The 15092-nt window shown below is 63.3% G+C and carries 14 protein-coding genes and 2 pseudogenes; 12 read left to right on the plus strand and 4 right to left on the minus strand.

Annotated elements, in window-relative coordinates; all coding sequences use genetic code 11:
- Window positions 1–4: 4 nt before the first annotated feature.
- From YU9_RS0119810 to YU9_RS0119820, 3 genes are read left to right on the plus strand one after another with little or no spacing between them, the layout of a single operon-like run.
- Window positions 5–1009 carry an MBL fold metallo-hydrolase gene (locus tag YU9_RS0119810; RefSeq protein WP_027574392.1) on the plus strand — a complete coding sequence of 335 codons (1005 nt, stop codon included), beginning with the start codon at window positions 5–7 and terminating at the stop codon, window positions 1007–1009.
- 21 nt (window positions 1010–1030) lie between these two features.
- Window positions 1031–1711, plus strand: a complete 681-nt coding sequence (locus tag YU9_RS41895; protein WP_036017556.1) for a phosphoribosylanthranilate isomerase — start codon at window positions 1031–1033, stop codon at window positions 1709–1711.
- Between the two features lie 37 nt (window positions 1712–1748).
- On the plus strand, window positions 1749–2234 hold the full coding sequence (locus tag YU9_RS0119820) for an adenosine-specific kinase (protein WP_027574393.1): 486 nt from the start codon (window positions 1749–1751) through the stop codon (window positions 2232–2234).
- A 38-nt stretch (window positions 2235–2272) separates the two neighbouring features.
- Here YU9_RS0119820 and YU9_RS0119825 read toward each other — a convergent pair whose 3' ends face one another.
- Both YU9_RS0119825 and YU9_RS0119830 read right to left on the minus strand, forming a co-directional pair.
- Window positions 2273–2659, minus strand: coding sequence for an SgcJ/EcaC family oxidoreductase (locus tag YU9_RS0119825; protein WP_027574394.1), 387 nt, complete (start codon window positions 2657–2659; stop codon window positions 2273–2275).
- Between the two features lie 8 nt (window positions 2660–2667).
- Window positions 2668–4344 carry a glutamine--tRNA ligase/YqeY domain fusion protein gene (locus YU9_RS0119830; protein WP_027574395.1) on the minus strand — a complete coding sequence of 559 codons (1677 nt, stop codon included), beginning with the start codon at window positions 4342–4344 and terminating at the stop codon, window positions 2668–2670.
- 156 nt (window positions 4345–4500) lie between these two features.
- On the opposite strand from YU9_RS0119830, the gene gltX reads away from it, so the two are divergent.
- The 9 genes from gltX (at window position 4501) to YU9_RS0119875 (ending at window position 14297) form a co-directional block, all read left to right on the plus strand.
- Complete coding sequence (gltX, locus tag YU9_RS0119835) at window positions 4501–5928, plus strand: glutamate--tRNA ligase (RefSeq protein WP_027574396.1); 1428 nt, start codon at window positions 4501–4503, stop codon at window positions 5926–5928.
- A gap of 146 nt (window positions 5929–6074) precedes the next feature.
- On the plus strand, window positions 6075–7376 hold the full coding sequence (gltA, locus tag YU9_RS0119840; protein WP_027574397.1) for a citrate synthase: 1302 nt from the start codon (window positions 6075–6077) through the stop codon (window positions 7374–7376).
- Window positions 7377–7563: 187 nt separating this feature from the next.
- Window positions 7564–8742, plus strand: a complete 1179-nt coding sequence (locus tag YU9_RS0119845; protein WP_027574398.1) for an ROK family transcriptional regulator — start codon at window positions 7564–7566, stop codon at window positions 8740–8742.
- A gap of 85 nt (window positions 8743–8827) precedes the next feature.
- Window positions 8828–10114: an ABC transporter substrate-binding protein gene (locus YU9_RS0119850; RefSeq protein ID WP_027574399.1), complete on the plus strand. Its 1287-nt coding sequence runs from the start codon at window positions 8828–8830 to the stop codon at window positions 10112–10114.
- Entirely contained in the window at window positions 10111–11034 is a 924-nt protein-coding gene (locus YU9_RS0119855) for a carbohydrate ABC transporter permease (RefSeq protein ID WP_027574400.1), read from the plus strand. Before YU9_RS0119850 ends, YU9_RS0119855 begins: the two co-directional genes overlap by 4 nt.
- On the plus strand, window positions 11027–11884 hold the full coding sequence (locus tag YU9_RS0119860; protein ID WP_036017570.1) for a carbohydrate ABC transporter permease: 858 nt from the start codon (window positions 11027–11029) through the stop codon (window positions 11882–11884). The genes YU9_RS0119855 and YU9_RS0119860 overlap by 8 nt, the downstream gene beginning before the upstream one ends.
- A 10-nt stretch (window positions 11885–11894) precedes the next feature.
- The gene (locus YU9_RS0119865) at window positions 11895–13004 is read left to right on the plus strand and encodes an ABC transporter ATP-binding protein (RefSeq protein ID WP_027574402.1); all 1110 of its coding nucleotides are present in this window, start codon (window positions 11895–11897) and stop codon (window positions 13002–13004) included.
- Entirely contained in the window at window positions 13001–13768 is a 768-nt protein-coding gene (locus tag YU9_RS0119870; protein ID WP_027574403.1) for an SDR family NAD(P)-dependent oxidoreductase, read from the plus strand. The genes YU9_RS0119865 and YU9_RS0119870 overlap by 4 nt, the downstream gene beginning before the upstream one ends.
- Window positions 13769–13979: 211 nt before the next feature.
- A complete protein-coding gene (locus YU9_RS0119875) occupies window positions 13980–14297 on the plus strand; it encodes a hypothetical protein (protein WP_156951993.1) in 318 nt (105 codons plus the stop codon).
- A 191-nt stretch (window positions 14298–14488) separates the two neighbouring features.
- Here YU9_RS0119875 and YU9_RS0119880 read toward each other — a convergent pair.
- Window positions 14489–14635 (minus strand): annotated as a pseudogene (locus YU9_RS0119880) (lipid-A-disaccharide synthase); the annotation flags it as partial.
- A gap of 200 nt (window positions 14636–14835) precedes the next feature.
- A pseudogene (locus YU9_RS49095) lies at window positions 14836–15092 on the minus strand (IS5/IS1182 family transposase); the annotation flags it as partial.

The raw sequence follows: 15092 nt of genomic DNA on the forward strand, positions 1-15092 counted from the left end.
TCTCATGCGACCGCTTTTCCATCCTAGCCTAGTCAACGGTCGCTACGGCGATCCGACGGTCTATGTCGAAACGCTGTTCGAGAAGCGAAGTCTGCTGTTCGATATTGGAGAGATTGCTTCACTGGCGCCACGGAAGATCCGACGCGTCGACCAGGTCTTTGTCTCGCATGCGCATATCGATCATTTCGTTGGCTTCGACCATCTGCTGCGTTTGCTCGTCGGGCACGAGAAATCGGTACAGCTGTTCGGTCCGCCCGGCTTAGCCGAGCACGTCTTTCACAAGCTTCAGGCCTATCGCTGGAATTTGGTCGAAAACTATCCCTGCGATCTTGTTTTCGACGTCAGCGAACTTGGAGCGGAGAATTCCATCTCCACCACGCGGTTCCGGCTGAGGAAAGGCTTCGCGGCAGAGCCATCCGTCTCTCGCAAGACCATTGCGGGCGTACTCTGCGATGAACCGACCCATCGCGTGTCAGCCGCGATCCTTGAACATGGTACGCCCTGCCTCGCCTTTGCGCTGCAGGAGGCGGCCCATGTCAACGTATGGAAGAATAGGCTGTCGGAGCGTGGACTACCCGTCGGTCCCTGGTTGCTGTCGCTAAAGAAGGCCGTCGTCGAGCGTCGCGCGGAAGATCATTTGATACGTATCGAAGAAGCGGCCAAGTCGGATCGCCTCGTGCCGCTCTCAAGCCTGCGCGATCTTGTGACGGTCACTGCCGGCCAGAAAATCGCCTATGTGACCGATGTTGCCGACACGCCGGCCAATCGTGCCGCCATCGTGGCGCTGATTCAGAATGCAGACATCCTCTTCATCGAGGCGGCGTTTGCGGACGCGGACGCCGCAATCGCGAAGGAGCGGGCTCATCTGACCACCACGGCTGCCGGAGAAGTCGCACGGGAAGCCAATGTCCGCCGCGTCGAGCCTTTTCACTTCTCTCCGCGCTATGCGGGAGAGCAGGAGCGGATGCTGGCCGAGGTGATGGCAGCGTTCGAGGCATCTCGCGCCTGAGACTCGAAGAGGTTACGCCCGATGTTGACCCAGATCTATGAAATCTCTACCCCCGAAGAGGCGTCCGCACTTTCAGCCATCGGCGTCGACCATATCGGCGTGCTCGTCGGAGACGGCCAATTTCCGCGCGAACTGCCGATCTCGGCGGCTTCCAAGATCGGCGCGGCATGTGTACCGCCATCGAAATTCTCGGCACTGTTTCTGACCCGCGATCTCTCCTTGATTGCGTCGTGGGCGCGCGAGCTCAACCCCGCAATCGTCCATTTGGGAGCCAGCGCCGAACTGCTTTCCCCGCAAGATGTTGCTTCGCTCAAACGCATGTTGCCCGGGATCGTCGTGATGAGAAGCATCGCAGTGTTCTCCGAGGAAAGCGTCGCGATTGCCGAGAGCTACGTTGGCATTGCAGACTTTCTGCTGCTCGACAGCTATCGGTCCACGGACAAGCAGATCGGCGCGCTCGGCGTGACGCATGATTGGAATATAAGTCGCCGCATCGTGGACGTCGTCGGTGTTCCGGTCGTCCTCGCAGGCGGCCTCGGACCGGACAATGTCGCAGGAGCGATCCAAACTGTCCGTCCAGCCGGCGTCGACTCCAAGACGAAGACGGATCAGGCCGGTTCGCATGCCAAGGACCTGGAGCGAGTCCGCCGGTTCCACGAAGCGGCTCGGGCAGCGGCTGACAATCGCTTTCCGTCGGCCTAACATGAATCGTGTAGCTCTCTCCTGGAGGAGCGCGGCCATGGAACTCACCGTCGTACCCATCGTCAAGCCGGACGCGGCCAACTTCATCTTCGGTCAGTCGCATTTCATCAAGACCGTGGAAGACCTCCACGAGGCGCTCGTTGGCACGGTTCCGGGCATCCGCTTCGGGCTGGCCTTCTGCGAGGCCTCCGGCAAGCGGCTGGTGCGCTGGTCGGGCAATGACGAAGCGGCCCTCACCCACGCGCGCAACAACGCATTGGCCATCGGCGCCGGCCACACTTTTCTGATCTTCCTGGGCGACGGCTTCTTTCCGGTCAACGTCCTAGCTGCCGTGCGCTCGGTGCCTGAGGTCTGCCGCATCTACTGCGCGACGGCCAACGCCACGCAGGTAATCGTCGCGCAAACGGAGCTCGGCCGTGGCGTGCTCGGCGTAGTGGATGGCGCCTCACCGCTGGGTATCGAGACCGACACCGACATTGCGTGGCGGAAGGACCTCCTGAGGAAGATCGGCTACAAGCTGTAGCGACCGGATGAAGCGGTTGCGATGAGACGCCTCCGGCGCTAGATCAGCGCAGCCCTGGACGACACGTGGTGGCTCGCGATCTTCCAGTCGCCGTCTTCGCGCACGATCACCCAGGTGAGTTTGACCGAGAGCGGCGCGGCCTCTTCGTCGAGGTCGAATGATGCGATCGCGGCCATGTTGATCACATTGGGCACGACCTGAGCCGCAGCCACCTCGGAGAAGCCGACGCTCGGCTGGCGCCATCGCGGCAGACCATTGAAATAGTCCGCCACCCCATCCCTGCCCCGATAGAGCTTCGGGTTCGAGCCGAAGAAGAACGCATTCTTCGCGTACAGCGACGACAGCGCGGCCGCGTCGAGCGTCGCGAAGCCGGCGCACCATTTCGCGATGATGGCGGAAACGATGGCGTCGGCTTCGTTGCCCATGTCCTAGCTCATGCCTTCGCGACTTCCTTCGCGAACGTGTCGCGCAGTCCGATGGTACGCGAGAACACCGGCTTGCCCGGCGTCGAGTCCTTGTCGCGCACGAAGTAGCCCTGGCGCTCGAACTGCATCGGCTCGGTCGAATTGCTCTCCGCAACCGATGCCTCGACCCGCGCATCGGACAGGATCTCCAGCGAATTCGGATTAAGATCGGCCGCGAAGTTCGAGGCGTCCGGGCTCGGATTGGAGAACAGCTGGTTGTAGATGCGAATCTCCGCCGGCTTGGATGCCGCCGCTGGCAGCCAATGCATGGTCGCCTTGACCTTGCGACCGTCGGGTGCGTTGCCACCCTTGGTCGCGGGATCGTAGGTGCAGCGCAGCTCCACCACCTCGCCGGCCTCGTTCTTGATCACGCCGGTACACTTGACGAAATAGGCGTAGCGCAGCCGTACCTCGTTGCCCGGCGACAGGCGGAAGAACTTCTTCGGCGGATTCTCCATGAAGTCGTCCTGCTCGATATAGACCTCGCGGCCGAACGTGATCTTGCGCGTGCCGGCGCTAGCGTCGTCCGGATGATTGATCGCCTCGAGCTCCTCAGTCTGCCCTTCTGGATAGTTCTCGATCACGACCTTCAGCGGCCTCAAGACCGCCATACGCCGCTGCGCGGTGCGGTTCAGCTCCTCGCGGATGCAGAACTCGAGCATGCCGACATCGACCACGCTGTTGGCTTTCGCCACACCGATGCGCTTGACGAATTCGCGCAAGGCGGCCGGCGGCACGCCGCGGCGGCGCATCCCCGCCATGGTTGGCATGCGCGGATCGTCCCAGCCGGCGACGTGGCCGTCGCGGACCAGCTGGGTCAGCACGCGCTTGGACAGCAGCGTGTAGGTCAGGTTGAGCCGCGCGAACTCGTACTGGTGCGGTTCTGACGGCACCGGCAGCTTCTCGATGAACCAGTCGTAGAGCGGCCGGTGGTCCTCGAACTCCAGCGTGCAGATCGAGTGCGTGATGCCCTCGATCGCATCCGACTGGCCGTGGGCATAGTCGTAGCTCGGATAGATGCACCAGGCGTTGCCGGTGCGCGGATGGTGCGCATGCAGGATGCGATACAGCACGGGATCGCGCAGGTTGATGTTGGGCGAGGTCATGTCGATCTTGGCCCGCAGCACCCGCGCCCCGTTCGGGAATTCACCGGCCTTCATGCGCCGGAAAAGGTCGAGATTCTCCTCCAGCGTGCGATCGCGGAACGGCGAGTTCTTGCCGGGCTCGGTCAGTGTGCCGCGCGAGAGGCGGATCTCCTCCTGGGTCTGATCGTCGACATAGGCGAGGCCGTCGCGGATCAGCTGCTCCGCCCATTCGTACAGGCGCTCGAAATAGTCCGAGGCGAAGAACAGGTTCTTGCCCCAATCGAAGCCGAGCCAGCGCACGTCGGCCTGGATGGAATCGATATATTCCTGCTCTTCCTTGACCGGGTTGGTGTCGTCGAAGCGTAGGTGGCAGCGGCCCGGAAACTCCTGGGCGATGCCGAAGTTGAGTGCGATCGACTTGGCGTGGCCGATATGCAAATAGCCGTTCGGCTCCGGCGGGAACCGGGTCACGATCTCCTTGTACTTGCCCTGATCGAGGTCGGCCTGGATGATGTCACGAATGAAATCGCGCCCAACCTCAGCTGCCACCGGTTCTGTCATTACGAAAATCCTGTAGGGAAATCAGCGGTTCTTCTGCCAAATTCGCGTGGCCGCGCCAAGGGCTTAAGTACGGCCTTCAGCCATCCGCCGTCAGGCTTTAGTTATGTCCCGTTCCTGCTATACACCACCGCCTCAAATGCATAGGCCCCGCCAAGAATGTCCGATTCCGTCGTCACGCGCTTCGCTCCCTCGCCGACCGGCTTCCTCCATATCGGGGGTGCCCGCACGGCGCTGTTCAACTGGCTCTATGCGAAGAAGCACGGCGGCAAGATGCTGCTGCGGATCGAGGACACCGACCGGGAACGCTCCACGGAGGCTGCGATCGGAGCCATCCTCGACGGGTTGAAGTGGCTCGAGCTCGGCTGGGACAGCGAGGTCATCTACCAATACAGCCGCGCTGCCCGCCATCGCGAGGTCGCCGAGCAGCTGCTGGCCGACGGCAAGGCCTACCGCTGCTACGCCACGGCGGAGGAGCTCGCCGCGATGCGCGAGAAGGCGCGCGCGGAAGGGCGTACCCGCCTCTATGATGGCATGTGGCGCGACCGCGACCCGGCCACGGCTCCGAGCGACGTTAAGCCCACCATCCGCCTGCGCGCACCGCAGACCGGCGAGACCGTCATCGAGGACCAGGTCCAGGGCCGCGTGGTCTGGCAGAACGAGAACCTCGACGATCTCGTCCTGCTGCGCGGCGATGGCAACCCGACCTACATGCTCGCGGTGGTCGTCGACGACCACGACATGGGTGTCACCCACGTGATCCGCGGGGACGACCATCTGATCAACGCCGCCCGCCAGAAGCAGATTTACGATGCGATGGGCTGGGCGCTGCCGAGCATGTCCCACATTCCGCTGATCCACGGCCCGGACGGCTCGAAACTGTCCAAGCGGCACGGCGCGCTGGGCGTCGATGCCTACCGCGCCATGGGGTACCTGCCGGCTGCGCTGCGCAACTACCTGGTCCGGCTCGGCTGGAGCCATGGCGACCAGGAGGTCTTCTCGACCGAGGAGATGATCGCGGCGTTCGACCTCGCGAGCGTCGGCCGCGCGGCCGCCCGCTTCGATTTCGCCAAGCTGGAAAACCTCAACGGCCACTATATCCGCCACGCCGACGATCAATCGCTCGTGAAGATGTTCGAGGACGTGCTCGACCACGTCGTGCCAAGCCGCGACGAGATTAAGGCCAAGTTAAACGACACCACGCGGGCGCAGCTGCTCAAGGCCATGCCGGCCCTGAAGGAGCGCGCCAAGACGCTGATCGAGCTGATCGATGGCGCCCATTTCATCTTCGCCGACCGGCCCCTGGCGCTCGATCCCAAGGCGCAAGCGTTGCTGACGCCGGAGAACCGCAAGCTGATCGGCCAGCTTCATTCCGCGCTGGAGAAAGTCGAGACATGGAGCGGCACGGCAACTGAAACCGCGCTGCGCGCCTTTGCCGAGGAAAATAGTCTCAAGCTCGGCGCGGTCGCCCAGCCGCTCAGGGCGGCGCTTACCGGACGGACGACGTCGCCTGGTATATTTGAGGTTTTGGACGTCCTGGGGCGCCAGGAAAGCCTCGCCCGGCTTCAGGATCAGTCTACGACGTAAGTCGACCATGCGTGCGGCGATCTTGCAGCGCACATAGCAATAATATACCCATCTCCCCCGTACATTCTGGAACATCCGGCCTGCCCCCCATGATCTTCTAGGGGCCTCCGGCTCCGGCCCGTTTCACCACACATCGGGGACCTCTGATGGACGCAAAAGAAAGCCCAAAGACCGCGACGCTGACGGTCGGAAACAAGAATTACGATCTCCCGATCCTCAGCGGCAGCGTCGGGCCTGATGTCATCGACATCGGCAAGCTCTACGGCCAGTCCGGCCTGTTCACCTACGATCCGGGCTTCACCTCGACCGCAAGCTGCCAGTCCAAGATCACCTATATCGACGGTGACGCGGGCGTGCTGGAATACCGCGGCTACCCGATCGAGCAGCTCGCCGAGCACGGCGACTTCCTGGAGACCTGCTATCTCCTGCTCTACGGGAACCTGCCGACCGCCGCGCAGAAGAAGGATTTCGACTATCGCGTGACCCATCACACGATGGTGCACGAGCAGATGGCCCGCTTCTTCCAGGGCTTCCGCCGCGACGCCCATCCGATGGCGATCATGGTGGCGGCCGTCGGCGCGCTGGCCGCGTTCTATCACGACAGCACCGACATCAACGATCCCAAGCAGCGCATGGTCGCCTCCATGCGCATGATCGCCAAGATTCCGACGCTGGCCGCGATGGCCTACAAATACACCGTCGGCCAGCCCTTCATCTATCCGAAGAACTCGCTGCGCTTTGCCGAGAACTTCCTGAACATGTGCTTCGCAGTGCCCTGCGAGGACTACAAGGTCAGCCCGGTTCTCGCCGACGCGCTGGAGAAGATCTTCATCCTGCACGCCGATCACGAGCAGAACGCCTCGACCTCGACGGTGCGCATCGCCGGCTCCTCCGGCGCCAACCCGTTCGCCTGCATCGCGGCCGGCATCGCCTGCCTGTGGGGTCCGGCGCATGGCGGCGCCAACGAAGCCGCGCTCAACATGCTCTACGAGATCGGCACGGTCGACAAGATCCCCGAGTTCATCGCCAAGGTGAAGGACAAGAACTCGGAAGTCCGCCTGATGGGCTTCGGCCACCGCGTCTACAAGAACTACGATCCGCGCGCCAAGATCATGCAGAAGATGTGTCACGCCGTGCTCAAGGAGACCGGCCACGGCGACGATCCGATGCTGAAGGTGGCCATGGAGCTCGAGAAGATCGCGCTCAGCGACCAGTACTTCATCGAGCGCAAGCTCTACCCGAACGTCGACTTCTATTCGGGCATCACGCTGAAGGCGATGGGCTTCCCGGTCTCGATGTTCACCGTGCTGTTCGCGGTCGCCCGCACCGTCGGCTGGATCAGCCAGTGGAGCGAGATGATCGAGGATCCCCACCAGAAGATCGGCCGTCCGCGCCAGCTCTACACCGGCGTCGCCAAGCGCGATTACGTTCCGATCGACAAGCGCTAACGATCGGCCATAACGGCTTCGAAACGGCGTCATCGAAAGATGGCGCCGTTTTCGTTTGCGGGACAGGTCGCACACGCTGTCCATGCTGCCGCGCACAACAACATGTCGGCGCACCACACCGGCAAACGCTTGACAGCCGAAACGCTTCGCGCGCAAATTCTTACACTAAGTAAGAATGACGACAGGGATGGAAATGCCGGAGCAGCCGAGAAGTCGGCGGCAGACGCGCGCTGCCATTTTGACTCATTTGCTTCAGTCGGGCGGCTCCTTTCGCCCGCCTCTGGCCAAGGCCGTGCGCCTGTCGGAAGCGAGCCTGTCGCGCATCCTGTTCGACCTCAAGGCCGAAGGCCTGATCGAGGAAGTTCGGCGCCCTGCCCCTTACGTCGGCGGCCCGACTGGTCTCGTGTCACTCGACCGCTCGGTCGCGCTCGCAGCCGTCGAGCTGACGGCGCAATGGCTCAGCGTCGGCGTCGGCGGCCTCTCGGGCGAACTGCACTACACGGAGCGTCTGCCTTTGCCGAAGGCGCCCACCGTCGAAACAGTCGGCCGCGTGTTCAGCGAGGCGATGACATTGCTGCGCGATTGGACACGCCGCCGCCGCATCACCCTCGCCCAGATCGGCGTCTCCATTCCTGGGCTCGGCCGGCTCACAGTATCCGGCAACCCGATCATCCCCTGCGACGTCGGGCGCCTCAGTGGCATGATCGGCGAGATGTTTGCCGACGCACCGCTGGAATTCACCAATTCGGTCGTGGCGCACGCCACTTTTCACCGCTGCCGCACGCAAAACTATCCGTTCAGCGACACGCATCTGTTCGTCCTCGTCAGCCATGGCGTTGCCGGGGCCTGGATGGATGACCCGGCCGAGGCCGATGCCCTGCAACCGATCGAACTCGGCCACATGGTGTTCGGGCCTGAGGGACCGCGCTGCCGCTGCGGCCATCACGGCTGCGTCGAGGCCTATACCTCGCTTCCCGCTTTGGCCGAGCTCCTCGGCATCTCCGAGGCCGAATTGCTCCAGCTCGGAAACGAATGGGTGCACACGATCCCGCTCTCGGCGCGCGTGCGCCAGGAGTTGCGGCGGCGGTTGTTCCGGCTTGGTCTTGCGATCGGCAACACCCTGAACGTCAAGCCATGCGGAGGCGTCGCGATCAGTGGCTGGCCGTCGCTTCTCTCTGAAGAGGATCGCAAGGCGGTGGTCGATGGGATCGACGCCTGCCTCCTGGGCGGACGCAAATTAGCGCAAGTATCCCTCGCCTTCGTGCCGCCCTCGACCGGCAACGATCCGCAGGCCGCCCTCGCTTTCGCCGCCTTTTGTCTGGCCAGCCGTGGCGGGATGCCCGCCGCTTCGACGGAGGCTGCCTGAGATGGCTTAAGCCCGCACGGCCCGAACGCGCCCAAAAACTGCGTCAAGAACTGCGCAAAGCACTTCACACCGGGAGGAACCTGTCATGCCGATCACGACAACAAGGCGCCGTCTGCTCGCTGGATCTGCTGCCGCGCTCGCGTTGCCGGCATTTGCCCGCGCGCAAGGCGCGGTCAAGCCGCGCCTGACCGCGATCTCGCAATGGTCCGCGGGCAGCGATGGGGCGGCCATCACGGCGCTCGGCAAGAAGTTCGAGGAGAAAGGCGGTGTTTGGCAGCACTCGCCCGTCCCCGGTTTCACCACGGAGATGATGAACAAGCTGCGCGCTCAGATCATGGCCGGCGATCCGCCGGCCTGCTCGCAACTCAAAGGTCCCGAGATTGCAGCCTGGTCGAAGATTGCTCCGACCGTCGATCTCGACGCCGTCGTCGCGGCCGCCGGTTACGAAAAGGTCGTCGCTCCCGATCTCGCGCGATTGCACAAGCCGGCAGGCAAATGGATTGCGCTGCCGTTGCAGATCTACAGCACCAATATGTTGTTCCTGTCCAAACGCGCGATGGACAAGGCCAAGGCCGACAAGATCCCGGTGACCTGGGCAGACTTCAATGAGCTTGCCGAGAAGATGAAATCGGGCGGCGTCAACCATCCCGTCGCCAACGGTGGGACCCGGCCGGACGACGGGCAGAAATTCGAGGCCGCTCTGGCGGGCATCAGTCCCGCCGCATACCGCGCCGCCATCATGAACCTTGACAAGAAGGCTCTGGAGGGTCCGGAGATCAAGGCTGCGTTCGCGCAGGTGCGCAAGATCGCCGACTGGATGGACCCCAATGTCGGCGCCCAACATTTTTCGACCAACCTGAAGCGCTTCGTCGACGGCGACATGGGCATGATGATCATGGGCGGTTGGGCGCAGGGCGTGTTGCGCAATGCCGGTTTCAAGTTCGAGGACTTCATGATTGCGCCAGGCCCCAGCGACAACAGCAAGCCGGTGTTTCTGTTGAATGCCGATGCCTTCATCTTCTGGCAGCGCAAGGAGGCTGACCTGCAAGCCGGCCAAACACTGATGGCCCAGCTCGTCATGGATCCGGCGATCCAGACGATGTATTCGCAGATCACGGGATCAATCCCCGTGCGCACCGATGTCGATCTCTCAGTCGAAGGCTGGTCGGACGGTCAGCGGCGAACTGCAGCAGCTCTGAAAGACGCTATCGCCAGCAATCAGGCGGTCCTGAGCCTTGCGCACAACATGGCGCAGGAAAACGGAATGACAGCGGCGATGATCGACGTGATCACGGAGTACGTGAAGAACAAGACGATCAAGCCCGAGCAGGCGGCCACCCGCCTCGCCGAGGCCGTCGAGGGCGCACGTTGACCAATGCCGTCTTGACAAGACCGGGGCGGCCGGCGGCGACCGAATTGGTGCGCCGGCTGCCCGAATATCTGATGATCTGGGTGCCGCTGCTGCTGTCCGCCGCGCATCTCGTGTCGTTCTCGCTGTGGACGCTCTGGATATCGTTCACGCCGTCCACGCTGGTCCCGGTCTCGGGCTGGGTGGGCCTGCGCAACTACACGGCGGTCGCGGCATCGCGGAACTGGCAGATCGCCTTCGACAATTTGCTGCTGTTTGGGAGCGCTTTCGTGCTGCTGAGCGCGGCGACCGGCCTCATCCTTGCAATCCTGCTCGATCAGCGCATTCGCGGTGAGAACGTGCTGCGATCCATCTTCCTCTACCCCCTGGCGGTGTCCTTCGTGGTCACGGGCACGGTCTGGAGCTGGCTGCTCAATCCTGGCCTCGGGATCCAGAAGCTGGTCCACGACCTCGGCTGGACCTCCTTCAAGTTCGACTGGCTGATCGACCGCGACATGGCCATCTGGACCATTGTGATTGCTGCGATCTGGCAATCCTCCGGCTTCGCCATGGCGCTCTTCCTTGCCGGCCTGCGGTCCGTCGACGCCGACATCATCAAGGCCGCGCAGATCGACGGCGCGGGACCGGCTCGAATGTATCGGCGCATCATTCTGCCGTCGCTCTGGCCGATCACCATCACTGTCGTCGTGATCCAGTTGCAGTTCGCGATTTCGACGTTCGACCTCGTGCGCGCGCTCACCAACGGGGGCCCGGGAATCGCGACCCAGCTGCCGGCACTCGTCGTCTACGACCTGATGTTCCAGCGCAGCCTGCTCGGCCGGGGCGCAGCGGCGGCGGTGCTCATGTTGCTCATTCTTCTCGCGGTGCTGCTGCCATATGCGGCCTGGCGATATGTCCAGCGACGGCGGGCCGCCCATGGCTGACCGCAACTTCGCACCAAGCCGGATTTTGATCTATCTCGCCGTTTCGCTGATCGCCGTGGCTTGGCTCGCGCCGCTGGTCGTTGTGGTGCTGAACTCGCTCCGTAGCAACGAGGAGATCGCGCACGCCTCGATGATCGGCTGGCCGCAGCAATGGGCCTGGAGCAATTACGCCGCAGCCTGGAGCGGCTTCTGCGTCGCCGAGACCTGCGCCGGCATCCAGCCGTACATGCTGAACTCCGCTCTCGTCACGATTCCCGCGACGATTTTCTCGACCATGCTCGGTGCAATCGCCGGTTACGCCGTGTCGCTCTGGCGTTTTCGCGGCGACAACTGGATCTACGGCATCGTGACCCTTGGCCTGTTCCTTCCCCAGCAGATGCGCCTGCTGCCCTGGACCATCGTGCTTCGGGACATCGGTCTCATCAACACGCTGACCGGTCTTGTGCTGATTCACACCATTCAGGGGCTCTCCTTCACCACGCTGTTCTGCCGAAACTATTATGTCGCCATTCCCCATGAATTGATCAGGGCCGCGCGCATCGACGGGGCGGGCTTCTTTCGCATTTTCTGGCGCATCATCCTGCCACTCTCGGGTCCGATCCTGATCGTCACGGTGATCTGGCAGTTCACGCATATCTGGAACGAGTTCCTCTATGGCGTGACATTCACGACCGGCCAGCAGCAGCCGGTCACGGCGGCTCTGATCGCGCTATCTGCCGCAGTCGCGGATATCCCGCAGCATGGCGTACAGAGCGCTGCGGTGATCATCGCGGCCCTGCCCACTCTGTTGATCTATCTCCTCGGCGGCAAGTACTTCGTCCGCGGTCTCACCGCCGGGGCCGTGAAATGATGGATTTGTCATGGCAGCACTGAGCATTCGCGCCCTGTCCAAGCGCTACGCCAATCTGGAGGTGCTGAAGGGCATCGATCTCGACATCGAGAGCGGCGAGTTCACCGTGCTGGTCGGACCATCAGGCTGCGGCAAGTCCACGCTGCTCAACATCGTCGCCGGGCTCGACCGCCCGAGCGCGGGAACGGTCGAGATCGGCGGACGCGTCGTCAACGACGTCGCGCCCAAGGACCGCGACATCGCCATGGTGTTCCAGTCCTACGCGCTCTATCCCTCGATGACGGTGCGCCAGAACATCACCTTCGGCATGGAGTGCCGTCATGTGCCGAAGGCCGAGCAGGAGAAGGCGATCGCGAATGTGGCCAAGCTGCTCCAGATCGAGCCGCTGCTCGGCCGCAAGCCGTCGCAATTGTCCGGCGGCCAGCGCCAGCGAGTGGCGATGGGGCGCGCGCTGGTGCGAAATCCCCTCCTCTTCCTGTTCGACGAGCCGCTCTCCAACCTCGACGCCAAGCTGCGCGTCGAGATGCGGATGGAGATCAAGCGCCTGCACCAGCGCATCGGCGCCACCATCGTCTATGTCACCCACGACCAGATCGAGGCCATGACGATGGCGACGCGGATCGCGGTGATGCATCAGGGCAGCGTGCAGCAATTCGCCGACCCCGATACCGTGTACCGCTACCCCGCCAATCTGTTCGTCGCGCGCTTCATGGGCTCGCCGCCGATGAACACCATGCCGGCGCGGCTCGAGGCCGAAAATGACGGGCCGGTCGTCGTGATCGGCGCGGGGCGGCCCGACGAGCTTCGTCTGCGCCTGACGGGATACGACGCCGCAGCCCCCTTTGTTGGGCGAGAGGTGGTGTTCGGGATCAGGCCGGAATGTATTGCCGAGGGCAGCCGCACGTTTTCCAGCGATGCACCTGTCCTCGTCGAGGCGCCGGTGGAGCTGGTCGAGCCGACCGGTGCCGAGACGATGGTGTTGCTGCGGCTCGGGGGCGAGCCTGCGATGGCGCGGATCTCGCCGGATATCCGCCCGGCGCCCGGCACGTCCGCCGCCTTCGCGCTCGACACCCGCCGCATTTGCCTGTTCGACCCCGAGACGGAGCGCCTGATCGCATGACGAAGACGACCTATTCAGGCCTTGCGGGCCGCGTGGTGTTGATCACCGGAGGCGCCAGCGGCATCGGCGCTGCCTTCGTCCGCGCCTTCGCGGCCCAGGGGGCCCGGATCGCCTTCTTCGACATCGATGCGGACGCCGGCGAAGCGCTGGTGCGGGAGATAGCGGCCGCGGGCGGGACGGCGCCGCTGTTCCTGCCCTGCGATCTCCTCGACATCGATGCCTTGCGCAGCGCGATGGCAGAGGTTCACCGTTTGCTTGGCGATGCCGCCGTTCTCGTCAACAACGCCGCCAACGATCAGCGTCAGGTTCTCTCCGAGGTGACGCCGGCCGAGTTCGACTGGATGATCGGAGTCAATCTCAAGCACGTCTTCTTCGCAGCACAGGCGGTGGTGCCGCAGATGCAGGCGCGCGGCGGCGGTTCGATCATCAACATGTCATCGATCGCATGGATGCGCGGCGCGCCGGCGCTGCCGGTCTATGCCGCGGCGAAAGCGGCGATCGTCGGCTTCACCAACTCGCTGGCGCGGTCGGTCGGCCCCGACCGCATTCGCGTCAACGCAATTGCACCGGGCATGGTGATCACCGAGCGCCAGCGCCGGCTGTGGTATTCGGACGAGCGGGTCATCGCCGAGATGCGCGCGCGCCAGGCGGTTCCCGACGCGGTGACGCCCGAGGACATCGCCAACATGGCGCTGTTCCTCGCCTCCGACGAAAGCCAGCGCATCACCAGCCAGTGTTTTCGGGTCGATGGCGGACTTGCCTAGAGCGGGTGCTCATAAATCGTTTCGGGTCCGCTTTGCTGTCCGAGTGAGACGTCAAACACACACACCGATGCATGTCGGCCACGGGCCAATCGGCGCCTTGAGCGCAGCCTGCCTGATCGCAAGACGTGCCTTTTCGACAATAGCGCTTGGAACTAGGAAACCTTGGGAAGTTCGCGCGTTTAGGGGCCGGAGCAAGCCATGGAGGAGAACCATGCGAACAGCAATTCTCGCATTGATTGTAGTTGCCGGAAGCGCAATTGCCTTCCAAGCAACGGCCCAGCAGCAAAAGGCCGCACCCAGTGAGCAAACCAAGGAGGAGATGAAAAGTGACGTAGACCAAGGGCTCAAGGCTGGCGAGCCCAACGTGCAGATGCAGCGTGATGCGGACAAAGGGATCAAGACCCGCAACTCCGGAGAGTCCGGATACGTGGCCGATCAAGACAAGCCGGCCGCGTCTGCGCATCCTCCGGGCCGACCGGGAAGTGATCAGACCACGGGTTCGGGTGGCCAGACCAACACTCCGAAATAGAGCCCTTGGCGATGCGCTCTGCGTCTGTGGTGAGTTGTGTGGCGCCCAGAAGTGGCCAGCCTCAAGCTTCGCGTTCGGGCCTTGGGCTTAGCATGTCAACCTAGCCGCCGACCAAATGTCCCTTTCCGGGCCATAGGCGGCCGATTGCAGCCGAGCCAAGTGACTTCCGCTGTGCCGTCGCCAGCAGACGTTTATGAGGACACGCCCCAGCTCGTTCGCCGGCCCTTGCGGATCGTCGCGAGCACGATGTCGGCGGCGAGCACGCTCGGCGATTTGTTGCCGGTCGGCATGATCTGATCGAGCTGGGCGAATGCCTCGACCTGCTCTCGATGCGCATCAACGCGATTGCACCGGACATGGTGATCGCCGAGCGCTAGCACCCATCCCGACCAGCAAGTCATCACAGATGCTGGTCGCCCTTGGGCCCAGGCCGTGTGAAAATCCGGCGACTTGGGGCGCTCCGGCGCATTTCGTGGCCGCCGCGCTTCTCATTCGGTGGAATCGACCTCTTGTCATCTCAGTGGCAACCAGGCCGCCCTCACGCCTGCATCGCCTCCAGCAATCCGCCTAGGCCAACGATCATCATCACGCGCTTCATGTTGTAGGCGAGCACGTTGAGCGCCATCTCGGCGGCCACCTTTGGCAGCTTTTTCGTGAGAAAGTGCGTTGCTCCCATCCAACACTTCATCGTGCCGAACGGATGCTCCGCTGTCTGACGGCGGACACCCATTGCATTGGGGTTGTGGTCGAGCCGAGCCTGAACTTTCTCCAGAACGGCCTCGTGCTCCCAGCGTG

The organism is Bradyrhizobium sp. WSM1743, from assembly GCF_000473065.1.
Lineage (GTDB): Bacteria > Pseudomonadota > Alphaproteobacteria > Rhizobiales > Xanthobacteraceae > Bradyrhizobium.